Source organism: Mesonia aestuariivivens, assembly GCF_019311235.1.
GTDB classification, from domain to species: Bacteria; Bacteroidota; Bacteroidia; order Flavobacteriales; family Flavobacteriaceae; genus Mesonia; species Mesonia aestuariivivens.
In genome coordinates, this window is the sequence record NZ_JAHWDF010000008.1 from 19,934 (window position 1) to 42,679 (window position 22,746).

19 protein-coding genes and 1 tRNA gene are annotated in these 22,746 nt (G+C 33.3%); 9 read left to right on the forward strand and 11 right to left on the reverse strand.

What is annotated here, in order from left to right:
* Positions 1-6 precede the first annotated feature (6 nt).
* The 6 genes from KW502_RS08640 (at position 7) to KW502_RS08665 (ending at position 9,535) form a co-directional block, all read left to right on the forward strand.
* Positions 7-2,457 (forward strand): DUF5686 family protein, encoded by a 2,451-nt coding sequence (locus KW502_RS08640; RefSeq protein WP_219040154.1) that lies wholly within the window; start codon positions 7-9, stop codon positions 2,455-2,457.
* A gap of 61 nt (positions 2,458-2,518) precedes the next feature.
* Positions 2,519-4,921 carry an efflux RND transporter permease subunit gene (locus KW502_RS08645; RefSeq protein WP_219040155.1) on the forward strand — a complete coding sequence of 801 codons (2,403 nt, stop codon included), beginning with the start codon at positions 2,519-2,521 and terminating at the stop codon, positions 4,919-4,921.
* A gap of 82 nt (positions 4,922-5,003) precedes the next feature.
* Positions 5,004-6,446: an asparagine--tRNA ligase gene (gene asnS, locus KW502_RS08650; protein ID WP_219040156.1), complete on the forward strand. Its 1,443-nt coding sequence runs from the start codon at positions 5,004-5,006 to the stop codon at positions 6,444-6,446.
* A gap of 92 nt (positions 6,447-6,538) precedes the next feature.
* Positions 6,539-7,390 carry an RluA family pseudouridine synthase gene (locus KW502_RS08655; RefSeq protein WP_219040157.1) on the forward strand — a complete coding sequence of 284 codons (852 nt, stop codon included), beginning with the start codon at positions 6,539-6,541 and terminating at the stop codon, positions 7,388-7,390.
* 72 nt (positions 7,391-7,462) lie between these two features.
* Positions 7,463-8,920 carry an RNA polymerase factor sigma-54 gene (rpoN, locus tag KW502_RS08660; RefSeq protein ID WP_219040158.1) on the forward strand — a complete coding sequence of 486 codons (1,458 nt, stop codon included), beginning with the start codon at positions 7,463-7,465 and terminating at the stop codon, positions 8,918-8,920.
* On the forward strand, positions 8,921-9,535 hold the full coding sequence (locus KW502_RS08665) for a hypothetical protein (protein WP_219040159.1): 615 nt from the start codon (positions 8,921-8,923) through the stop codon (positions 9,533-9,535).
* Here the strand turns inward: KW502_RS08665 and KW502_RS08670 are convergent.
* The 8 genes from KW502_RS08670 to KW502_RS08705 form a co-directional block, all read right to left on the reverse strand.
* Positions 9,530-10,252 (reverse strand): porin family protein, encoded by a 723-nt coding sequence (locus tag KW502_RS08670; RefSeq protein ID WP_219040160.1) that lies wholly within the window; start codon positions 10,250-10,252, stop codon positions 9,530-9,532. The genes KW502_RS08665 and KW502_RS08670 overlap by 6 nt on opposite strands.
* Positions 10,253-10,340: 88 nt before the next feature.
* Complete coding sequence (locus tag KW502_RS08675; RefSeq protein WP_219040161.1) at positions 10,341-10,823, reverse strand: ExbD/TolR family protein; 483 nt, start codon at positions 10,821-10,823, stop codon at positions 10,341-10,343.
* A 22-nt stretch (positions 10,824-10,845) separates the two neighbouring features.
* Complete coding sequence (locus tag KW502_RS08680; protein WP_219040162.1) at positions 10,846-11,448, reverse strand: ExbD/TolR family protein; 603 nt, start codon at positions 11,446-11,448, stop codon at positions 10,846-10,848.
* 7 nt (positions 11,449-11,455) lie between these two features.
* Positions 11,456-11,893: a hypothetical protein gene (locus KW502_RS08685; RefSeq protein ID WP_219040163.1), complete on the reverse strand. Its 438-nt coding sequence runs from the start codon at positions 11,891-11,893 to the stop codon at positions 11,456-11,458.
* Positions 11,894-11,912: 19 nt separating this feature from the next.
* Positions 11,913-12,707 (reverse strand): MotA/TolQ/ExbB proton channel family protein, encoded by a 795-nt coding sequence (locus tag KW502_RS08690; RefSeq protein WP_219040164.1) that lies wholly within the window; start codon positions 12,705-12,707, stop codon positions 11,913-11,915.
* Positions 12,708-12,784: 77 nt separating this feature from the next.
* Positions 12,785-12,872: transfer RNA gene (locus KW502_RS08695), tRNA-Ser, on the reverse strand.
* Between the two features lie 84 nt (positions 12,873-12,956).
* Complete coding sequence (locus tag KW502_RS08700) at positions 12,957-13,988, reverse strand: asparaginase (protein ID WP_219040165.1); 1,032 nt, start codon at positions 13,986-13,988, stop codon at positions 12,957-12,959.
* A gap of 5 nt (positions 13,989-13,993) precedes the next feature.
* Positions 13,994-14,764 (reverse strand): TatD family hydrolase, encoded by a 771-nt coding sequence (locus KW502_RS08705; RefSeq protein WP_219040166.1) that lies wholly within the window; start codon positions 14,762-14,764, stop codon positions 13,994-13,996.
* 120 nt (positions 14,765-14,884) lie between these two features.
* On the opposite strand from KW502_RS08705, the gene KW502_RS08710 reads away from it, so the two are divergent.
* Positions 14,885-15,322, forward strand: a complete 438-nt coding sequence (locus tag KW502_RS08710) for a retropepsin-like aspartic protease (RefSeq protein ID WP_219040167.1) — start codon at positions 14,885-14,887, stop codon at positions 15,320-15,322.
* 93 nt (positions 15,323-15,415) lie between these two features.
* On the opposite strand, the gene odhB is transcribed toward KW502_RS08710, so the two are convergent.
* The 3 genes from odhB to KW502_RS08725 all read right to left on the reverse strand — a co-directional run bounded on the left by odhB (position 15,416) and on the right by KW502_RS08725 (position 20,635).
* Positions 15,416-16,678: a 2-oxoglutarate dehydrogenase complex dihydrolipoyllysine-residue succinyltransferase gene (odhB, locus tag KW502_RS08715; RefSeq protein WP_219040168.1), complete on the reverse strand. Its 1,263-nt coding sequence runs from the start codon at positions 16,676-16,678 to the stop codon at positions 15,416-15,418.
* Between the two features lie 33 nt (positions 16,679-16,711).
* Positions 16,712-19,501: a 2-oxoglutarate dehydrogenase E1 component gene (locus tag KW502_RS08720; protein ID WP_219040169.1), complete on the reverse strand. Its 2,790-nt coding sequence runs from the start codon at positions 19,499-19,501 to the stop codon at positions 16,712-16,714.
* A 159-nt stretch (positions 19,502-19,660) separates the two neighbouring features.
* Complete coding sequence (locus tag KW502_RS08725) at positions 19,661-20,635, reverse strand: polyprenyl synthetase family protein (protein WP_219040170.1); 975 nt, start codon at positions 20,633-20,635, stop codon at positions 19,661-19,663.
* 136 nt (positions 20,636-20,771) lie between these two features.
* On the opposite strand from KW502_RS08725, the gene KW502_RS08730 reads away from it, so the two are divergent.
* On the forward strand, positions 20,772-21,377 hold the full coding sequence (locus KW502_RS08730) for a TetR/AcrR family transcriptional regulator (RefSeq protein WP_219040171.1): 606 nt from the start codon (positions 20,772-20,774) through the stop codon (positions 21,375-21,377).
* Positions 21,374-22,744 carry a TolC family protein gene (locus KW502_RS08735; protein ID WP_219040172.1) on the forward strand — a complete coding sequence of 457 codons (1,371 nt, stop codon included), beginning with the start codon at positions 21,374-21,376 and terminating at the stop codon, positions 22,742-22,744. The genes KW502_RS08730 and KW502_RS08735 overlap by 4 nt, the downstream gene beginning before the upstream one ends.
* The last annotated feature ends 2 nt before the right edge of the window (positions 22,745-22,746 follow it).

Below are 22,746 nucleotides of genomic sequence, written 5' to 3' on the forward strand. Positions count from 1 at the left end.
TCACTAATGACTAAACCTCAAGTTGGTTTAATTTTATTGTTCTTTCTGTGCATTATTACATTTACTTCTAATGCACAACAAATGATTAATGGTGTTGTTAAAAATGCTGTTAACGGAGAATATTTACCTTACGCCTCTGTAGTTTTAAAACCTTCTAACGAAAGTTTTTTAAGCAAAGTAGACGGTTCTTTTGAAATAGAAATTTCAGAAACTACAAAAAGTTTTCAGATTAGTTATATTGGGTATAATACTAAAAATGTAGTTATCACCAACGCCGATTTTTATCAAATTCAACTACAACCCAATCCTGAACAATTAGCAGAAGTTCATATTCAATCTGAAACTAATAAAGCAGAGGCAATTATTAAAAGAGCTATTGCTCATAAGCCGCAAAACAATCCAAAAGAAAAATTTAAAAGCTACCAATATAAAACTTACAACAAGTTTATCATTGATAACGAAAAATCTGCCTTAAACCTAAGAGCAGATTCTACCAAAAATAGAGTAAAAGCAATTTTAGAAGATGGTCGCAATTATCTTTCTGAGAAAAGCAGCCTCATTGAATATGACGTTAAAAAAGGAGAAAAAGAAACAATTACCGCTACTAGAACAGCTGGTTTCAAAGAACCTGTTTATGAGCTTTTAGCCACTAATGTGCAATCTAATAGCTGGTACGAAAAGTATTATGTAATCTACGGCGCCCAGTACAGCTCTCCGTTATCAGACAAAGCGCTAAAAAATTATAACTATAAAATTTTAGACACCACAAGCCTAGAAGGTCGTGCCGCTTATGCTATTTTATTTCAAGCTAAAAAGAAAAGTAACATTGCTACCTTAGAAGGCTTACTGTATATAGATACTTTAAATTTCGGAATTCAAAAAGCTATTGGGCAATTAAAAGGTAAAGCTAACTTAGAAGCGGTTCAAGAATTTTCTTACTACCCAGAAAAAGACATTTGGTTTCCTAAGAAAAACACCGTTACCATAAAACCTGGCTCTATAGATAAAGATATTTCAATTTTTGGAGGAAACGTAGCCATTGGTAGGCTTCCTGAAAAAAATAAAGAAAACGAAAAACTATATTTAAAATCAATAAGTACCTATCAAGAGGTTAAATTTAATCGGCCCGTTCACTTTAAAAAGAGCAGTAGTAAAATTACTTTGCTTCCCAATGCTATAAAAACATCAGACAGTACTTGGCAAGAATTGAGAACTATACCTTTTACTAATCGAGACCAGCAAACATTTCAAAAAGTTGATAGCATTATAAAAAAAGAAAACCTAAATAGGAAAATTGAAGTTATACAGCATTTTAATAACGGGTATTATCCGTTAGGTTTTTTCGATTTTGATTTAAGAACTCTTATTAAATACAATCAATATGAAGGTTTAAGGTTAGGGCTTGGTGGTGTAACCAACGAGAAACTTTCTTCTAAATTTAGGCTGCAGGGTTATGGTGTTTATGGTTTTAAAGATCATACTTTTAAGTATAGTATTGGAGGCGGAATTTCTCTAAAAAAAGAATCAGGAACGTGGCTAAACTTTTTATATACCGATGATATTGCAGAAGTAGGAAGCTTCCAATACCTTACCGATGCCCGCGTTTATTCTCTCTTTGAACCTAGATTGGTAAACATTAATTATTACTACAAATACAAAAAAACTAACTTTAGTCTTCAACATCGTTTTACGCCAAAATTACTGAGTGAATTTCAAGTTTCAAGAAATGAAATCTCTCAAACTAAAGGTTACTTTTACGAAACCCAAGGCAACAATTATAGCGATTACACCATTTCTAAAGCTACAGCATCTTTTAGATGGTCACCATTTAGTGATTATTTAAAATCTACAGAAAGAAATATTGAAGTTAAAGAAGGATTTCCACAGCTTTCTTTTCAAGCCACCCAAGCCTTTAAAAATGTATTAGGTAGTGATTTCAACTTTACAAAACTTGGTGCTAAAATAAATTACACTTACGAGCGTCTTAACCAAACAAGCACAGAAGTTATTCTAGAAGGCAATTATGGTTTTGGAGAAATTCCTTTAAACCATAGTTTTCACGCTTACCCCAACAACCCTCAAAAAGAAAAAATTATGCAACGTTTTTCTGTAGCGGGAAGAAGAACTTTTGAAACTATGTATTTTAGTGAATTTTTTAGCGATCGTTTAGCAAACATTCAAGTTAAACATTTTTTAAAACGGTGGGATTTAGGTAAATATTCTAATCCGCAATTAGTTTTAATTACTCGCCACGCCATCGGTAACATGAGTGACCAAAATAAACATTACGGTATCAAATTCAACACTTTAGAACATGGTTATTCAGAATCTGGATTCGAAATCAATAATATTGTCACTGGTTTTGGTTTAAATTTTGCTTATCGCTATGGAGCCTACCATTTACCAAAATTTGAAGATAACATCGCTTTTAAGTTTACATTTTATTTCAAGCTTTAATTTAATTTTTCAATAGTTTATTAGTAAGCATTTTATACCTTTGCGCCCGTAATTTTTTGATATGTCTAAGATTTTTAGTTTCGGGTTTTGGAACACCATCGCAGGGGTTATTCTAAGAAACCGAACCCTTATATTGATTCTCATTGCTGGAATCACCATTTTTTTAGGGACCCAATGGAAAAACATGCGCTTCTCTTATACAGAAGCTAATTTACTCCCAGACCACCACGAAGTTAACCAAGAATATCAAAAATTCTTAAATCAGTTTGGTGAAGAAGGTAATGTTCTTTTAATAGCCACTAACGACCCTACACTTTTTACTCCTGAAAAATTTAATGCTTGGAATCGCTTAGCTGAAAAATTAGATTCTTTTCCAGAAGTAGATTATACCATAGGAATTGGCAAACTTAAAAAGCTTCAAAAATTCACCAATCCATCACGTTTTGAATTGGTAGATTTAGTTAAAGAAGAACGTGTTAATCAACAACAAGCTTCTAACTACAAAAAAGTTCTCTTTGATAGTTTACCTTTTTACGAAGGCTTAGTATATAGTAAAAACTCCAACACCGTCCAAACTGCGGTTTATATAAAAAAAGACATTGTAAACTCTAAAAGAAGAAAAATCTTTATTTTAGATGTAATTCAACCTCTACTTCAAGATTTCGAGAAAAAGAATGACATTGAGCTTCATGTTTCAGGAATGCCCTACATCAGAACCTTAAACTCTCAAAATATTATTGATGAAATTGGGCTTTTTGTAGGTGGCGCTTTACTGGTTACCTCTTTAATTTTCTTTTTCTTTTTTAGATCGTTTAGAGCCACACTTATTTCTATGTTCACCGTTATTATTGGTGTAATGTGGTCTTTTGGATTCTTAGGGTTAATGCATTATGAAATTACTGTACTAACCGCGATTATTCCGCCATTAATTATTGTTATTGGCATACCCAACTGTATTTTCTTGATTAATAAATACCAACAAGAAATAAAAAATCATGGCAATAAAGCCAAATCATTACAACGAGTAATCACCAAAGTAGGAAACGCTACCTTGATGACTAACGTAACTACAGCTTCTGGTTTTGCCACATTTATCATTACAGAAAGTACGCTATTAAAAGAATTTGGTATTGTAGCTTCTATTAATATTCTTGCCATTTTTGTACTTAGCCTATTAATTATTCCTATTATTTATAGCTATATGCCTAGACCAAATGAAAAGCATTTGCGTCACTTAGGAAAAACTTGGATTGAAGGCTTTGTAGATTGGATTCAGCAAACGGTAAAAAACAGAAGAATTACCATTTATATATGTGCTGTGGTATTTCTTGCAGTAAGTATTATTGGTATTTATCAGATTAAAGTTTCAGGAAGCTTGTTAGAAGATATGCCAAAAGATGCTGAATTCTTCAAAGACATCGAATTTTTTGAAAATGAATTTGATGGAATTATGCCGCTAGAAATTCTTATCAATACCAACAGAAAAAAAGGAGTATTAAAACTCTCTACGCTAAAAAAAATGCAGCGATTAGAAGATTTAATTCTAGATGCTCCAGAACTTTCTCAACCAGTTTCTGTAGTCAACCTTGTTAAATATTCTAAGCAAGCTTACTATAACGGTAATCCTAAATATTACCAGCTCCCTACATCGCAAGAACGAAATTTTATTTTTCCATATTTAAAGTCATTATCAGATGGCACCAGTGATCAATTAAATGCTTACGTAGATTCTACAGGGCAATTTGCAAGAATGACTGTTTTTATGAAAGATGTAGGAACTGAAGAAATGGAACGCATTGAAGCCAACCTCTGGCCTAAAATTCACGAAATTTTCCCAAAAGATCGCTATGAAGTAACAATGACGGGGAAGGCTTTAGTCTTTCAAAAAGGAACCAATTACTTGGTAAAAAACTTAGTAATGTCACTCACTTTAGCGATTGTATTGATTGCTATTTTTATGGCCTGGATGTTCCGTTCATTTAGAATGATTATCATTTCATTGGTACCTAACTTACTTCCGCTCTTAATTACCGCTGGTATGATGGGCTTTTTAGGTATTCCTATTAAACCATCCACCATTTTAGTATTCAGTATCGCCTTTGGTATCTCGGTAGATGACACCATACACTTTTTAGCAAAATACCGACAAGAATTAAAAGCTAATAATTGGAAGATTAAAAAATCGGTATATCCCGCATTGCGCGAAACCACAGTAAGTATGTTTTACACATCTATTGTATTATTTTTCGGATTTTCGGTATTTATGATTAGTAGTTTTGGAGGTACGAAAGCTTTAGGTGGTTTAGTTTCTGCAACGTTATTGTTTGCGATGCTTTCAAACTTGTTATTATTACCATCGTTATTACTTTCTTTAGAAAAAAATATCGCCAATAAGAAAACGCTTAAGGAGCCTCATTTACAGATCTTATCTGATGATGAGGATTTAGAGGAAGAGAAAGAGTAATTTCAAAAAGTGCTGAAATTATAATGACTTATTTTTTAAGCTATGTCGAAAAATTTATATTTGCCTTTCAAATAAAATAAAAATGAAACATACTAAAATTGCTGAATTATTAAAAAGCGACCACTTTTTACAAGATTTTACCGCTAAAGGTTGGGTTCGCGCCTTTAGAAGTAATCGTTTTATTGCTTTAAACGACGGTTCTACCATCAATAATTTGCAATGTGTGTTAGATTTTGAAAACACTCCGGAAGAAATTCTTAACGAAATTAATATCGGAGCAGCCATCTCGGTAACCGGAACTTTAAAAGAAAGTGAAGGTAAAGGGCAGCGCGTAGAAATTGAAGTTAAAAACATCGAAATTCTAGGGAAAGCCAATCCAGAAGAAGTAAAGAAAACCATTCTTTCGCCTAAGCGCCACACCTTAGAAAAATTAAGAGAACAAGCACATTTACGCGTGCGTACCAATACATTTAGCGCGGTAATGCGTGTACGCTCACAATTGTCGTTTGCGGTGCATCAATATTTTAATCAAAACGGTTTTAATTACGTAAACACGCCAATTATTACCGGTAGTGATGCTGAAGGTGCTGGAGAAATGTTTAAAGTCACTAATTTCGATTTAAACAATGCTCCTAAAAACGAAGACGGTTCGATTAATTATAAAGAAGATTTCTTCGGAAAAGAAGCCAATCTTACGGTAAGCGGACAATTAGAAGGAGAAACTTACGCCTTAGGTTTAGGACAAATTTATACCTTCGGGCCTACCTTTAGAGCTGAAAACTCCAACACTTCTCGTCACTTAGCAGAGTTTTGGATGATCGAGCCTGAAGTTGCTTTCTGCGACTTAGACGGTAATATGGATCTTGCTGAAGATTTTATCAAGCACGTGATCAATCACGTATTAGAAAATTGCGATGATGATCTAGCCTTTTTAGAAGATCGTGTTATTCAAGAAGATAAATCTAAACCTCAGGCAGATCGTGCGCCAATGGCATTGCGAGAAAAACTTCGATTTATTGTAGACAATAACTTTAAACGTGTTAGTTATACCGAAGCGATCGATATTTTAAAGAACTCTAAACCTAATAAAAAGAAAAAATTTAATTACATAATAGAAGAATGGGGCGCAGATTTACAAAGTGAACACGAACGTTATTTAGTAGAAAAACACTTTAATTGTCCAGTAATTTTATTTGATTATCCGGCCAACATCAAAGCATTCTATATGCGTTTAAATGAAGACGGTAAAACAGTTCGTGCGATGGACATTCTTTTTCCTGGTATTGGAGAAATTGTTGGTGGTTCACAACGAGAAGAACGTTTAGATGTACTTCAAACCAAAATGCAAGAATTAGGAGTAGATGAGAAAGAATTATGGTGGTATTTAGACACTCGAAGATTTGGAACTTGCGTACATAGTGGTTTTGGTTTAGGCTTTGAGCGCTTAGTATTATTCGCTACTGGAATGACAAATATTCGCGACGTAATACCTTACCCAAGAACACCTAAAAACGCCGAATTTTAATCTATTTTTTTTATAACTTTAAAGGTTGTCTGTACTGTTTTAAATTAAACAATAGACAACCTTTTTTTTGGTTTAAACTCTAAAACTTTAATTTGAAAATAATAGAAAAACACCAAGTTCCAGAAATTAAAGAACCAATTAGATTACAAGAATATGCGGCTTCAGTTTTTAAGACGCTTTCTACACGTAGCGGAATTAAAAAAGCAATCAAAAAAGAGCTTATTCTATTAAACGGAAAAACAGCGAATACTGGCGATTGGATAGTAGAAGGACAAGTTTTAGAATTACTACAAGAAGAACTTCTGCAGAAAAAAATATTTCAACTAAAACTGAAAGTACTATTTGAAGATGAATACCTCGCAGTTATCGAAAAACCTTCAGGTTATCCTACCAACGGAAACTACTTTAAAACCATTGAAAACGCACTTCCTTTCAACTTAGAAACCTCTTCAGAAAAAGATGCGCTTCCCTACCCAATTCCTGTTCATCGTTTAGACAATCCTACTAGCGGACTACTACTTGCTGCTAAAACTAAAAATGTTCAAGTAAAATTGAATCAAGCTTTTGAAGAAAAGGAAATTCAGAAATCGTACTTAGCAATTGTTTCTGGTGAAATTTCAGAAAATGGAATTTTCAATACTCCTATCGATGAGAAAACAGCCGAAACTAAATTTCAGCTTAAAGAAATAATTCAGAAGAATGATAAAACTTATTCTTTAGTCGAATTATTTCCAACAACTGGAAGAACACATCAAATAAGAATTCATCTAAGTAAAAACGGAAATCCAATTGTAGGAGATGAAACTTACGGTTCTTCAGAAAAAATAAAAGGTATTTTACTAGAGGCTCACGCACTTACTTTTACCCATCCTATCACCAAAGCACCAATCCATTTAGAGAATACTTTTCCGAAGAAATTTGAAAAGTATTTAAAAAAGTTGTAGAAGCTTAACAAAATTTTGGTAACAATTGTCGTGCCAGTTTTGTTAATTTTGTAATAAGTAATACATCAAGCCATGCTAAAGCAACAATTAAACTTTAAGTTATCACAGAAGCTCTCTCCGCAGCAAATTCAGCTCATGAAGCTTATTCAATTGCCTACGCAAGCTTTTGAGCAACGAGTAAAACAAGAGCTAGAAGACAATCCTGCTTTAGATAGTGGTAAAGAAAAATCTGAAGAATACGAATTTGAAGATGAATTCAAGAACGATGAGCCCGCTAACGACTCAGAAGTAATTGAAACAGAAATCAATGTCGATGAGTATTTGAGTGATGATGAAATACCGAATTATCGTTTACAAGCAAATAATTACAGCAAAGACGACGATGAAAAGACAGTTCCATATGCTTCGGGCACCAGCTTTTCTCAGCATCTAAAAACGCAGTTGCAAACTTTTCGCCTTAAAGAAGATGAAATGAAAATTGCTGAATTTTTAGTCGGCAGTGTAGACGAAAGCGGTTATATACGTAGAGATGTGCCTGATATTGTTGATGATTTGGCATTTACACAAAATGTTTATACAGATGAAGAAAGTGTAGAGCGCATTTTTAAAATTGTACATCAATTAGACCCTGCAGGTGTAGGAGCAAGAAGTTTACAGGAGTGTTTGCTCATTCAATTAAAAAGAAAAAATCAGACCGCAAGTGTAGAATTGGCTACAGACATGCTTGAAAAAGCTTTTGATCAATTTACAAAAAAGCATTATACCAAATTACTTTCTAAATTTGATATTACCGAAGATCAGCTGCGTGCTGGTATAGAAGAAATCGAACATCTTAATCCAAAACCTGGAGGTTCTTACGCAGGCAATTTAAGGCCTGTAGAACACGTTACGCCAGATTTTACAATAAAGATTAAAGACGGCGAGCTAGAACTCTCTCTAAACGGTAGAAATGCACCACAAATGCATGTATCCAGAGAATATAATAACATGCTCAAAGGCTACAAAGAGTCTAAGAAAAAAACCAAAGAACAAAAAGATGCAGTGATGTTTATTAAACAAAAACTAGATTCTGCAAAATGGTTTATAGAAGCAATAAGACAGCGACAAGAAACCTTATTTGTAACGATGAGTGCAATTATGCATCATCAGCACGAATACTTTTTAACTGGCGATGAACGTGATTTAAGACCCATGATCTTAAAAGATATTGCTGAAGAAATAGAGATGGATGTTTCTACGGTTTCTCGAGTTGCTAATAGTAAATATGTAGATACACCTTACGGAACTAAGCTTATTAAAGAATTCTTTTCTGAATCGATGAAAAACGATCAGGGAGAAGATGTTTCAACTAGAGAAATTAAAAAAATCTTAGAAATCACGGTAGGAGAAGAAGACAAGAAAAAACCTCTAACCGATGATAAGCTTGCTAAAATATTAAAAGAAAAAGGCTATCCTATTGCTAGAAGAACAGTGGCTAAATATAGAGAACAATTAGACATCTCTGTGGCTAGATTACGTAAAGAAATTTAAATGAAGTGGTTTATCAGATTGGCATCTTATATCTTTCATCCGTTATGGATGCCAATATTGGGGAGTATCGCTTACTTTGTTATTTCCCCGAGATTTTTACCCAACTCTATTATCAAAGCTAAATTACTAGCCATAGCAATTCTTACAATTTTTATACCTATTGTTTTTTATTTTCTACTGAAGAATTTAGGTTTAGTAAAAAATATAAGATTACCAAAAGCTAAAGAAAGGTGTTTACCTATGGTCTTTTTTTGTTTAATTCTCTTAACGGTACTTAATTTTGTTTTGGCTGCAGAAGAGTTTGCAGTATTACATTACTTCTTTACGGGAATTTTATATTCAAGTTTTATAGCATTTTTAATGAATATATTTAAATATAAAGTTAGCCTTCATATGATGGGTATTGCAGGAGTGACTTGCTTTATTACATATATTAGCATCATATATAGCACAAATCTAATTTGTTTAATTGCCTTTTTATTCTTTAGCATAGGCTGGACAGCGAGTTCAAGAATTCAACAAAAAGCTCACCATTTAAATGAATTAATTATAGGTTTAATCGTTGGGATATTACCGCAGGTATCATTTCTAATGATAGAGCATTTCTTTTTATAAAATATAAAATGTAAGGCCCATTTTTAATGGATGAAGCCCAATTTCACGATTGTTTTCAGAATTCTTCGCATCAAATAAAGGGTTTAAGCTGTAATAAAAATGAAAATTAAAAGTATTGTAACCAAAAGTAAACATGAGTCCGTAGCGCCATCTATTTAATTCTTTCAGTTTTGTTTGTGTCACGTTATTACCCTCTCCTTCATATTTAGATTTGAAATGGTATAAATAACTCGCTTTTACACCAGCATAAACTCGCCAAAATTTATACGAATCTGGGGTACTATTTCTCCACCTAAACTCTAAGGGAAATTCTAGTAGATAGGTACTAAACCTATTTTTAGTATAATCGTTATTATCATCTAAGATAAAGAAATCGCTTTCATCATTGCTATTTTCTGTGATAAGCAAGTTCTGACCATAAGAGTTTACAGACCATCCCAACCCAGGAGCAATAGCTATAGTTCTAGATTTATTAATGGGAAAATCTCTTAAATAACCTAATTGCAAACCACCTGAAAAACCTGATTGATCTAGACCTTTAGGCCGATTTAGTAATAAATTAAAAGTAAAACCAAAATAAAACTGATCTTCTCGATACAAACTATCAACTTTAGTAGTACCTACCACAATAGAATCATTTTCAACTTTAGTTTCTTTCTGAGCAGATAGAAAAAAACTAAATGTAAAACATGAAAAAATGGTCAAGAAATATTTCATACGTAAAAGGTAAATAAAATCGTTTTATAAATAAAAAAACATCCAACCTAAGGTTGGATGTTTTTTAAGTGAACAACAAATATAATTTCTATTGCATATTCTGAGCAGCATCACCTTTTCTTGTCGTATAATTAATACGGTAGGCTTCTGCTCTTCTTAACTCATATTTAATGTCTGAAACTAACCCCATGTTAGTTTCTCCATCAACTTTTAATGAAGTAGTTAATTTACTTTTTAATTCTTCACGTTTAGATTCTCTTTCTTCAATAATAAATTGTTTGATATCACTGACATCTGCAAATTTATCATTTAACTGAACTCTAGCTTCTGTTCCATACTGTCTTTGGTAACGCGCGCTTGGTTTACCTGCATAAACATACATTACTAAATCTTTCTTTTGCAATTTTTCTACTTGATCTGCATAAGGAAGATCGTTCTGAATCATAAGCGTATTTTCACGCATAACAGTAGCAACCATAAAGAAGAATAAAAGCATGAATACAATATCTGGCAACGATGCCGTTGATATTGCCGGTAAATCTCCACTCTTTTTCTTTTTAAATTTAGACATAATTTATCGTTATTAGTCTTGGTTATTTACTTTCTTTAGGTTCTGCTTCTGAAAGTTTCAGAGGGAACATATCTCTAATAGTTCCTATTCTATCTTCTAATAGCTCTTTATTTCCATTATACTGAGCATCATTAAAGTTAGCTTCCATTTCAGTAAAACTCATTCCAAACAGTCTGTTTGCTTCTCTATTTCTTAAGAAGTTATAAGCTGCAACAAGTTCATTTTGAATAGCGATATACATAGAGTAATCTGTCTCTCTTGTATTCTCTAATAAAATTACTGCTTTGTTTGGATTATCTGATGAAGCCGGATCTCCTTTACCTTGACAGTATTCACAACCTTGCCCTCCATTATCTAAGAAATCGATAGCTGCTTGACGTAGGTCACTTAGCTCCATCTCTTTTTCTTCTACTAACAGATCATTTTGTTGATTAATTAAAACCTGAAAAATGTTCTTTTTCTTTAATGGTGGTGGATCTTGTGGTTCTTCTTGAATTGGCGGCAATTTTCTATTAAGACCTGCATCGGTCTCAATAGTAGTTGTTACCAAGAAGAAGATTAACAGCAAGAAAGCGATGTCTGCCATCGATCCTGCATTAACTTCTGGTGCACTTCTTTTTGCCATAATTAATTTATTTTGCTAATTTTTTTACTCCAGAGAAAACCATTGCTCCAATAGCTATCGCTGCAAGTATGTAAAAAATTATAAGACCTGCTCCTACCCATTGCGAGCCATTTGCAGATAGCATTTCGCCACTGTTCATTTCGGTTTCTACTCCGTTAGCAAGCAAATAACCTGCCAAAACAATTACAGCAAAAACACCAATAGACATTAAGGTCTTTTTAATGTTTCCGTTAATTAAATCTTTAATCACAGAAACACCTACCAAAATTAAAATAGCGAAAATCACAAAATATGATAAGTACATTAAAGGTACCAGCACGCTACTTTGTAAATCTGCTGAGTTTGCTATAGCATCGTCACCAGTAATTACTACTCTTGCTAAAAGCACAAGACCAATAACACCTATAACCAATGCTAAATATTTTAAAACTTTATGTAAAGTCATAATTAGTTATGATATTAAATTACTTTCTTCTTTTGTAGTCTACTAAGATGTCAATTAAAGTAATTGATGCATCTTCCATATCGTTAACGATACTATCAATTTTAGCGATAATATAGTTATAGAAAATTTGAAGGATAATAGCTACAATAAGACCAAATACAGTTGTTAAAAGTGCTACTTTAATACCTCCAGCTACCAATGATGGTTGCATATCACCTGCTGCTTGAATTTTATCAAATGCTTCAATCATACCGATTACAGTACCCATGAAACCAAGCATCGGTGCAAGTGCAATAAATAAAGACACCCAAGAAACGTTTTTCTCTAATTGTCCCATTTGAACACCTCCATAAGCCACTACTGCTTTTTCTGCAGCCTCTAAGCTTTCATCTGCTCTATCTAAACCTTGATAGTAAATAGAAGCTACAGGACCTTTTGTATCTCTACAAACATCTTTTGCTGCATCTATACCACCACTATTTAAAGCATCCTCTACTCTTTGTGCTAATTTTTTAGAATTAGTGGTAGATAAGTTTAAAAATATGATACGCTCAATTGCGATAGCTAGACCAAGAATTAAACATAAAAGTACAATCCCCATAAAAGCAGGACCTCCTTCTATAAAACGTCTTTTTAATTCTTGATGAAAACTCACGTTTTCTTCTGTAGCTTCGTCTGCAGTACCAGCATTTTCGTCTTGAACGATGTAACTAGTTACTGAAGCGAAATCGTTAACACTATTAGTCGCTTTTGCATTAAGGCCACTGAAGACCATAATTGTAGCGATTCCCAGAATAGAAAATAATCTTTTCATTACTTGTTGTCTTAATTTAATTAGTTAAAGGGTTAAATATATAAAAATTATTACTCATTAAAAATCTAAATTTCTAGCAGAGAGGAAGGGATTCGAACCCTCGATACGCTTTTGACGTATACACACTTTCCAGGCGTGCGCCTTCGACCACTCGGCCACCTCTCTATTAACGCTAAAATTACCTAATATTTCATTAGGGGTGGCAAATAACAAAAAAAAAATATCCCATTCAAGCCTTGTACGTTAATTTTATGACATTTCTCCACGCAAAGAGGTTTCGAAGATGGTTTTAAACACTTTATCTGATAATTTTTTAGGCAATAAATACATAAGTTTAGCTACTGCAGCCTCTGTAGTGATGTCTTTTCCAGAAACAACGCCTATAGATTTTAAAACTGTACTGGTTTCATAATGTCCCATAACAACACTTCCTCCCACACATTGGGTAACATTAATCACTTTAATTCCTTTTTGAATTGCTTTTTTAATAATATCTGTAAACCATTTTTCATTACACGCATTACCACTACCGTAAGTTTCTAATACAATTCCTTTAATATTTTCAAGATTTGTGAGATGCAAAAGTGTACGTTCATTAATACCCGGAAAAAGTTTAATAATCATAATATTATTCTCTAATTGCTTGTGAACATAAAATTTCTTTCTTCCATGAACACGTTTCAGCAAGTATTCATTCACCTGCAGTTCTACTCCAGATATTGAGAGTGGCGGATAATTAGGAGAATCAAAAGCTTGAAAATGCGTTGCACTTACTTTAGATGTTCTGTTGGCGCGATATAATTTATATTCAAAATACAAACCAACTTCTCTAATTACGCTTTTTCCATTTTTCTTTAATCCAGCTAACTGAATAGATGTAATTAAATTCTCTTTTGCATCTGTTCTTAAATCTCCAATAGGTAATTGCGAACCGGTATAAATAATAGGTTTATTTAAATTCTCTAACATAAAACTTAAAGCTGAAGCGGCATAAGCCATGGTATCACTCCCGTGAAGCACAACAAAACCATCGTACTGCTTATAATTTTCTTCAATAATTTCAGCAATCATTAAGTAGTATTCTGGATTCATATTTGAAGAATCTATAGGCTCATCAAAACTCAAAGTTTCAATATGATGCTCAAGATGTTTTAGCTCTGGAATACTTTGTAATAACTCATCAAAATTAAAAGCTTTTAGAGCTCCAGTTTCATAATCTTTAATCATACCAATAGTACCACCGGTATAAATCAAAAGAATATTAGAGATATTATCTTGCATAAATTTTATTTTATATTGAAAATTTCTAATGCATTTTGAGTAGTCACTTCGGCTATTTCTTCTATAGAAATATCATAAACCTCTGCTAATTTTTCAGCTACCTTAAGTACGTAAGCACTTTCATTTCTTTTTCCTCTAAATGGTGTGGGTGCCAAATATGGCGAATCTGTTTCTAAAACGATGTGTTTTAGCGGAATTTCATTTAAAAACTGATCTATTTTACCATTCTTAAAGGTGACCACTCCACCAATACCTAATTTCATTCCATAAGAAATCGCTTGTCTTGCTTGCGCTAAAGTTCCTGTGAAACAATGAAAAATTCCGAATAAATCTTCTGCTTTTTCTTCTTCTAAAATTTCAAAAACTTCATCAAAAGCATTTCTGCAATGTATAACGATTGGCAATTTATATTTTTTCGCCCATTTTATTTGCCTTCTAAATGCATCTTGCTGAATAGCTAGAGTAGACTGATCCCAATATAAATCGATACCAATTTCTCCTATGGCGTAAAATTTTCTTCTCGCCAATTCTACTTCAATATGTTTTAATTCTGTTTCGTAATTTCCTTTAACCGATGTAGGATGCAATCCCATCATTAAATACATATGCTCTGGAAAGGCCTTTTCTAAATCGTACATTGCCTGAGTCGTTTCAGAATCTATTGCAGGAATGTAAAATTTTTCAACGCCTTCTTCAATAGCGCGTTCTATCATTTCTATTCGATTTTCTTCAAAAGCATCGCTATATAAATGAGTATGTGTATCTATTAATTTCATTAAATTTCAATTTATAATTACTAAGTCACAAAATTTTAATCTTATCTTCATCAAAATAAAGCTTTTCGATTTCGCAAAACTAATTTAAATTCTTCGTCTATCTTTGTTGAAAAAAGAAGAATGTCTAGCTTACGAAAATTTTTAACAGAGAAAGGTTACCAAAAAATTAAACTCACCACTACGGCAACCAATCATTTTGAGTTAGCAGCAGAAATTAATGGCGTAAAAGGAAATTTTATTTTAGACACCGGAGCATCTAGCTCTTGTGTTGGAAAAGATGTGGTAGAGCATTTTGAGCTTTTCGCTGAAGATAGTGACGTACGGGCAGCTGGAGCTGGCGCAACTAATATGCTCACGCAGGTTTCTACTAAAAATAAAATTAAGATTAAAGACTGGAAAAAGAAAAAAATAGATTTAGTGGTTTTCGATTTAAGCCATGTGAATCAAGCTTTAGCAGATCATAAAGCCGAAAAAGTTCATGGAATTATCGGTGCCGATATTCTAAAAAAAGGTAAAGCTGTGATTGATTATAAATCGAAAGCTTTATTTTTAAAATAAGACTCCGTAATTGTAATTACGATCTACAATGCAAAAATAAAAAAGCCTTGATCTCTCAATCAAGGCTTTTTATATAGAAATACGTTTATGTTTTTATAATTCTAAGGCTCTGTTGATATCACCATCCATCAATAATTCTACTGGACTTTCTAGCGCTTCTTTGATTGCTACTAAGAAACCTACAGATTCTTTACCATCAATAATTCTATGGTCATAAGAAAGTGCTAAGTACATCATTGGTCTAACCTCAACTTTACCTTCAATGGCTACCGGACGCTCAATAATATTGTGCATTCCTAAAATACCACTTTGAGGAGGGTTAATAATTGGAGTTGAAAGCATAGATCCAAATACTCCTCCGTTAGAAATTGTAAAGGTACCACCAGTCATTTCATCTACCGTCATTTTACCATCTCTAGCTTTAATTGCTAAACGTTTAACTTCAGACTCAACACCTCTAAAACTTAAGTTTTCAGCATTTCTAATTACAGGCACCATTAATCCTTTTGGACCTGAAACTGCAATACTAATATCTTTATAATCGTAAGTAATCATTTCTTTACCGTCTATCATACTGTTTACAGCAGGATATTCATTTAAAGCTTTGATTACTGCTTTAGTAAAGAAAGACATAAACCCTAAACTTACACTGTGTTTAGATTTAAAATCTTCTTTGTATTTTTTTCTAAGTTCGAAAATAGCCGACATATCTACCTCATTAAAGGTTGTTAACATGGCGGTTTCGTTCTTTGCACTTACCAAACGCTCTGCTACTTTACGACGTAACATCGACATTTTTTTACGTGACTCGCTACGGCTTCCTGTTCCTGGAGACCCCATAGAAGGCTTAGCTTTTACAGCATCATCTTGCGTGATTCTACCATTCTTACCCGTACCTTTTACATCTTTAGCGTCCATATCTTTTTCTGCTAAAGTCTTTTTAGCTGCTGGAGAAGGAGTTCCTGATGCGTAATTTTTATCGTCTTGTTTTTGGGCTGGCGTAGATGGTTTTGAAGGTTCTTCAGTTTTAGCTTCTGCTTTTTTACTGTTATCTTCCTCAGCTTTGTCTTGACGTTCTGCTTCATCTTTTTCAGCAGATTTACCACCTCCTGGTTTTTCTGCTTCAGTATCAATTAAGCAAACCACTTCTCCAACTTGTACAGCATCGCCTTCTTCAGCTTTCAAAGTAATAATTCCACTTGCTTCTGCTGGCAATTCTAGTGTTGCTTTATCACTATCTACCTCTGCAATAGCTTGATCTTTCTCTACATAATCACCATCTTCTACAAGCCATTCTGCTATTTCAACTTCTGTAATTGATTCCCCTGGTGAAGGGACTTTCATTTCTAAAGCCATAATTTAAATAATTTCGGTATCGTATTTCTAAAATTAGTCATTTAATGTTTTATCGAACACACTATCGATCACTCTTTGGTGTCTTCGCTTATATCTTACAGCACTACCCGCTGCTGGAGCTCCGTAGAATCTTCTACTACAAACTCTAAACTCTCTCATTTCTTTTAAATGAAGTAATAAGTGAGAATAAGCCCCCATATTTCTTGGCTCTTCTTGTGCCCAGACCAAATCGTCTGCATTTTCATATTTATTGATAATTTCTGAAATTCTACTTGTAGGAATTGGAAACAACTGCTCTAATCTAACTAAAGCGACATCATCTCGTTTTTCTTCTTCTTTTCTTTCTAATAAATCATAGTAGAATTTACCTGTACAAAACACCAATGTTTTTACTTTTTTAGCTTCTGCACTAGGATCATCAAGTAAAGTTTGAAAACTTCCTTCTGCTAATTCTTCTTTAGTTGAAATTACCTTAGAATGTCTCAATAAACTTTTAGGAGTAAAAACGATTAACGGTTTTCTAAATTCTACTTTTACTTGTCTTCTCAACAAGTGGAAGAAGTTTGCTGGCGTAGTCACATCGACCACATACATATTATCTTTTGCACAAAGCTGAAGGTAACGCTCCATTCTTGCTGAAGAATGTTCTGCCCCTTGACCTTCATAACCATGTGGTAAGAACATTACCAGACCGTTTTGCAATTTCCATTTATCTTCTGCCGCAGAAATATACTGATCTAACATAATTTGCGCTCCATTACTAAAGTCTCCAAATTGTGCCTCCCAAATGGATAGTGTTTTAGGGTTTGCCATCGCATAACCATAGTCAAAACCTACTACACCGTATTCTGAAAGTAAAGAATTATAAATATATAAATGTCCTTGCTCGTCTGCTATTTGATTGTGAAGAACAACCTCTTCTTCACTTTCTTCTACTTTTAATACTGCGTGACGGTGAGAGAAGGTACCGCGCTCTACATCTTGACCAGTCATTCTAACATTATGGCCTTCTTTTAGTAAAGTACCATAAGCTAAAAGCTCTGCCATTCCCCAATCTAATTTATTGGTCTCGAAATACATTTTATTTCTATTCCCAATAAGCTTTGCTACCTTTCTTAAAAATTTCTTTCCGTCTGGTAGATTGGTAATTTTTTCGGCAACCTCAGACAATTCATCTATAGCGACTGTTGTATCAACAGTTTCCATCATATCACTTTCAGTACCATAAGTAAAACCTTCCCATTCATCCTGCATAATTGGAGTGATTTGGGTTGTTTCTTCCTTACGTGAACTTTCTAAGCTCTCTTCTAAATCGTCTTTATATTTCTTTTCTAATTCTTTTACATAATCTTTATTGATAAGACCATCTTTCACCAATTTTTCAGCATAAATATCTCTTGTATTATCATGCTTAGCAATTGCCTTATAAAGTTTAGGCTGAGTAAAACGAGGTTCATCACCTTCATTATGACCATACTTTCTATAGCCTAATAAATCGATAAACACATCTCTACCAAACTCCATTCTGAAATCTAACGCAAAAAGCATAGCGTGCACTACGGCTTCAGCATCATCTGCATTAACGTGTAATACTGGCGACAAGGTTACTTTTGCTACATCTGTACAATAAGTTGAAGACCTTGCGTCTAAATAGTTAGTTGTAAAACCAATTTGATTATTTACAACAACGTGAATAGTACCCTCTGTACGGTAGCCATCTAACTGAGACATTTGTACGGTTTCATAAACCACGCCTTGACCTGCGATTGCCGCATCACCATGAACAATAATAGGCAATACATTTTTAGGAGAACCTAGATAATGCCCATCTTGTTTAGCCCTAGCAATACCTTGCACAACAGGCCCTACTGTTTCTAAGTGAGAAGGGTTAGGCGCTATATTTAAGTTGATTTGCTTACCACTATCGGTAGTGCGACAAGACGTCCACCCTAAATGGTATTTCACATCACCATCAAAAACTTCTTGTTCGTAATCTTTACCATCAAACTCACTAAAAATATCTTTAGCGCTTTTACCAAATATATTTGTCAAGGTATTTAAACGACCACGGTGTGCCATTCCCATCACAAACTCTTTTACACCTTTGTCTGCAGCAGCCTCAATTAAAGAATCAAGCGCTGGTATTAAACTTTCTCCTCCTTCTAGAGAAAAACGTTTTTGACCTACATATTTGGTGTGTAAAAAACTTTCAAACGCAACAGCATCATTTAATTTTTTTAAAATCTGCTTTTTCTTATCTTCTGAAAATTTTGGATGATTTTCATTAATATTCAGGCGCTTTTGTATCCACTGAATTTCTTCTGGTTTCCGAATATACATATACTCGATACCAATAGATTCACAGTAAATATTTTTAAGATGCTGAATTATATTTTTTAAGGAAGCAGTACCAATCCCCAAAATTTCACCTGCTGAAAACTCTGTCTCTAAATCAGATTGTTCTAATCCAAAATTTTCAATATCGAGTGTCGGCTCATATTTGCGCCTCTCTCTAACTGGGTTTGTTCTTGTAAAAAGATGGCCTCTTGTACGATAACCATCTATTAATTGAACCACCTGAAATTCTTTTAAGACATTATCAGGAATATTTACCACAGTTCCGTTTCCTGGCTCTTTGATAGATTGATTTGAAGAAGAAGAAACCTCTTCATTTTCAACCACACTCAAACCTTTACCAAAATCGAAGCCTTGAAAAAAGGCTCTCCAACTTGGTTCAACACTATCTGGAAACTGTAGATATTGATCGTATAGCTCTGCGAAATATGCGGTGTGTGCCGCATTTAGAAATGAAAATTGATCCATAAATAGGAATATACACTTGTGTTTTTAAAACATAATCAAAAATACAATTTTTACGAGATATAGCCTGTATTTAATTATAAATTTATATTATAATTAAGATGCTTTTTATCTATGCGAAATCGAATTCATGCAAATTTAACACTTTTTAACAATTGATTACTAAATCGTTCTCGTTAATAAGGATTCTCCCAACTCTTTTAAAAGCTTTTTTTGCTCTTCTTTAATAGCTAGATTTTCTAAAATTTCAAAAGCTTGCTGTGTATAGTTAAAGATTTCATCTTGGGTACTTTTTGCAGCTCCACTGGTTTCGAAAAGATGCTTCACGGTTTCAATTTTTTGCTCTGCATCTGAAGGAAAAATAGTATAAAGATGTCTTAATTGATCTGCATCTTCTTCACTAGAATGCTCTAATGCTTTTAAATAGAGAAATGTTTTTTTGTTTTCTATAATATCACCTCCAACTCTTTTTCCGAAATTTTCAGGATTACCAAAGGCGTCTAAATAATCGTCTTGTAACTGAAAAGCAATACCTATTAAACGCCCATATTCATATACTTCTTTTTGAAGTTGAGAGGAAGCCTCAGCAACAATTGCTCCCATTTCTAAGGAAGCTCCAACTAAAACTGCAGTTTTATACTCAATCATTTTTAAGTAATCTTGAATACTCACATCTTCTCGCGTTTCAAAATCGATATCGTACTGCTGACCTTCACAAACCTCGATTGCCGTTCTACTGAATAATTTTGCTAAATCTTTAAATTGATGAACGCTATAATTTTCAAATAATTGATAGGCTTTAATCAACATCGCATCTCCAGAAAGAATACCAGTATTTAAATCCCATTTTTCATGCACTGTTTTTTGCCCTCTTCTTAACGGTGCATCATCCATAATATCATCATGAACGAGTGAAAAATTATGAAAAACTTCAATAGCCAATGCTGCATCGAGCGCTTTTTTATAAGAAACGCCAAAAGCTTCTGTAGAAAGTAAAACCAAAACTGGTCTTAGTCTTTTACCTCCTAATTTTAAAATATAAGAAATAGGAGCATATAAATTCTCAGGCTCTTTAATTAACATTTTACTTTCTAGGTAATTTAAAAACTCTTCTCTGTAGAAAGAAACATCGCTCATAGTTGTCAAAATTTTCGACTAAAATACCATAATTCAACGATTTTAAAACGTCTACTATAGGTTAATATATTTTTAAGCAAAAAACTAAAGAAACTTTTTTTGTATTCAAAGTTTCCGAGTACTTTTGCGCTCAATTATGAAAGAGCAAATTTTAGATACCGCAGCAGAAATGTTTTTAAGCCTTGGGTTTAAAAGCGTGACGATGGATGATATTGCAGAAAAATTAAGTATTTCCAAAAAAACGATTTATAGTCATTTCCCTAATAAAGAAAAACTTATTGAGTCATGTGCTGTTCAGCTTTTTAATTCTATTAGTGCAAGAATAGACATGATTATTGCAGAACACCACAACCCAATTGATGAATTACTTATGATTCATGAATTCATTTTAAAACAACTAAAAAAAGAGAAAGCTTCACCTCAATTTCAACTTTACAAATACTACCCTAAGGTAGATGATGTCTTAAAAGAAAGAAAGATTGAACGCATGAAACTATGCATAGGAAACAATTTAAAAAGAGGCATAAAAGAAGGTCTTTACCGTGAAAATATAGATTTAGAAATTGTACAAAATTTTTACTTTATGACTATTGAAGGTATTAAGCATAGCGACTTCTTCCCTATGGATAAATATGACATTCCTTATTTAGTAACTCATTTTTTAGATTATCACTTTAGAGCGATTGCCTCTCAAAAAGGATTAGAATACATCAATAATTTAAATTATAACTGCCAATCATGAAAATATACTTAAGTTATTTTCTTTTATTTTTAGGTATTTGCGCACAAGCCCAAGAAGCATTACCGCTCAAAGAAAACTACACCTTCAGCTTAGAAGAAGCGATTAACTTTGCACTAGATAGTAGCTACACCGCTATAAATGCAAAACGTGACATTGCTGCTGCCGCTAAGAAAAAATGGGAAACCACCGCAGATGGGTTGCCACAAATTAGCGCTGGTATAGATTACCAAAACAACCTAAAACAGCCGGTACAATTATTACCTGGAGAGATTGGCGGAGGAGCACCTGGAACTTTTATACCTGTACAATTTGGTACTAAACAAAATATGACGGCTACTGCTACGGCAAATCAGTTGTTATTTGACGGTTCTTATATTGTTGCAGTAAAAGCAGCAAAGACATTCGAAAAGTACACCACAACTAATGCAAAAAGAACAGCTTTAGATATTAGGCAAGATGTAATTGACGCCTATGGAAATGTTTTATTAGCAGAAGAAAGTGCTAGCATTCTAGCAAAAAATAAGGCCAACCTAGAAGACAATTTAGAAGAAACTAAAAAAACTTTTGAAAACGGACTTCAAGAAGAAGAGAGTGTAGAGCAATTACAAATTACATTCTTACAAATTAGTAATGAGCTTAATAATGCTAAACGCTTAATTGCCATTTCTAGAGATGCTCTAAAATTAACTTTAGGAATTCCGTTAAAAATGGAAATTAATCTGTTAGACACTTTAGAAAATTTAGTAGAAGAAAATATTAGCCTAAGCCTAATGAACACTACTATTAATGTTGAAGAGAATCTAGATTATCAATTAGCAAAAGTGCAAATTGAACAAAGCGAACACGAGCTTAATTTGCAAAAAGCAAAAGCATTGCCTACGCTTTCTACCTTTTTAAATTACGGTACAACTGGGAACAGCCAAAAATTCACTTTTTTAAACGATAATCAACAATGGTTTCAATCTTCAATTTGGGGTGTAAGTTTAAGCATTCCTATTTTTAGTTCTTTAAAAAGAAGCGCGCAAACCGCACAAGCAAGAATCGCTTTAGACCAAGCATTAACGCAATTTGAGCAATCAAAAGCACAAATTAGATTAGGCATGACAAGAGCAAAAAATGATTATCAATACGCCATAGAAAAATACAATACTTCCAAGCAAAATTTACAATTAGCAGAACGTATTGAAAATAAAAATCAAATTAAATATGCTGAAGGTATTGCCAGTAGTTTTGAACTTAGACAAGCGCAAACACAGCTTTACGACGCTCAACAAGAGCTTTTACAATCTATGCTCGAAGTACTAAATTCTAAAGCAGCTTTAGAGACTATTTTAAACACACCTAATCTTAACTTTACCAATAACTAAGT

Excerpts from the sequence above, each read along its gene's own strand:
- KW502_RS08675 (WP_219040161.1), bottom strand. The coding sequence starts at position 10,823 with ATGTCTAAATTTAAAAAGAAAAAGAGTGGAGATTTACCGGCAATATCA.
- rpoN (WP_219040158.1), top strand. The coding sequence starts at position 7,463 with ATGCTAAAGCAACAATTAAACTTTAAGTTATCACAGAAGCTCTCTCCG.
- KW502_RS08680 (WP_219040162.1), bottom strand. The coding sequence starts at position 11,448 with ATGGCAAAAAGAAGTGCACCAGAAGTTAATGCAGGATCGATGGCAGAC.
- odhB (WP_219040168.1), bottom strand. The coding sequence starts at position 16,678 with ATGGCTTTAGAAATGAAAGTCCCTTCACCAGGGGAATCAATTACAGAA.
- KW502_RS08645 (WP_219040155.1), top strand. The coding sequence starts at position 2,519 with ATGTCTAAGATTTTTAGTTTCGGGTTTTGGAACACCATCGCAGGGGTT.
- KW502_RS08665 (WP_219040159.1), top strand. The coding sequence starts at position 8,921 with ATGAAGTGGTTTATCAGATTGGCATCTTATATCTTTCATCCGTTATGG.
- KW502_RS08725 (WP_219040170.1), bottom strand. The coding sequence starts at position 20,635 with ATGAGCGATGTTTCTTTCTACAGAGAAGAGTTTTTAAATTACCTAGAA.
- KW502_RS08685 (WP_219040163.1), bottom strand. The coding sequence starts at position 11,893 with ATGACTTTACATAAAGTTTTAAAATATTTAGCATTGGTTATAGGTGTT.
- KW502_RS08690 (WP_219040164.1), bottom strand. The coding sequence starts at position 12,707 with ATGAAAAGATTATTTTCTATTCTGGGAATCGCTACAATTATGGTCTTC.
- KW502_RS08710 (WP_219040167.1), top strand. The coding sequence starts at position 14,885 with ATGTCTAGCTTACGAAAATTTTTAACAGAGAAAGGTTACCAAAAAATT.
- KW502_RS08720 (WP_219040169.1), bottom strand. The coding sequence starts at position 19,501 with ATGGATCAATTTTCATTTCTAAATGCGGCACACACCGCATATTTCGCA.
- asnS (WP_219040156.1), top strand. The coding sequence starts at position 5,004 with ATGAAACATACTAAAATTGCTGAATTATTAAAAAGCGACCACTTTTTA.
- KW502_RS08705 (WP_219040166.1), bottom strand. The coding sequence starts at position 14,764 with ATGAAATTAATAGATACACATACTCATTTATATAGCGATGCTTTTGAA.
- KW502_RS08670 (WP_219040160.1), bottom strand. The coding sequence starts at position 10,252 with ATGAAATATTTCTTGACCATTTTTTCATGTTTTACATTTAGTTTTTTT.
- KW502_RS08700 (WP_219040165.1), bottom strand. The coding sequence starts at position 13,988 with ATGCAAGATAATATCTCTAATATTCTTTTGATTTATACCGGTGGTACT.
- KW502_RS08730 (WP_219040171.1), top strand. The coding sequence starts at position 20,772 with ATGAAAGAGCAAATTTTAGATACCGCAGCAGAAATGTTTTTAAGCCTT.
- KW502_RS08640 (WP_219040154.1), top strand. The coding sequence starts at position 7 with ATGACTAAACCTCAAGTTGGTTTAATTTTATTGTTCTTTCTGTGCATT.
- KW502_RS08735 (WP_219040172.1), top strand. The coding sequence starts at position 21,374 with ATGAAAATATACTTAAGTTATTTTCTTTTATTTTTAGGTATTTGCGCA.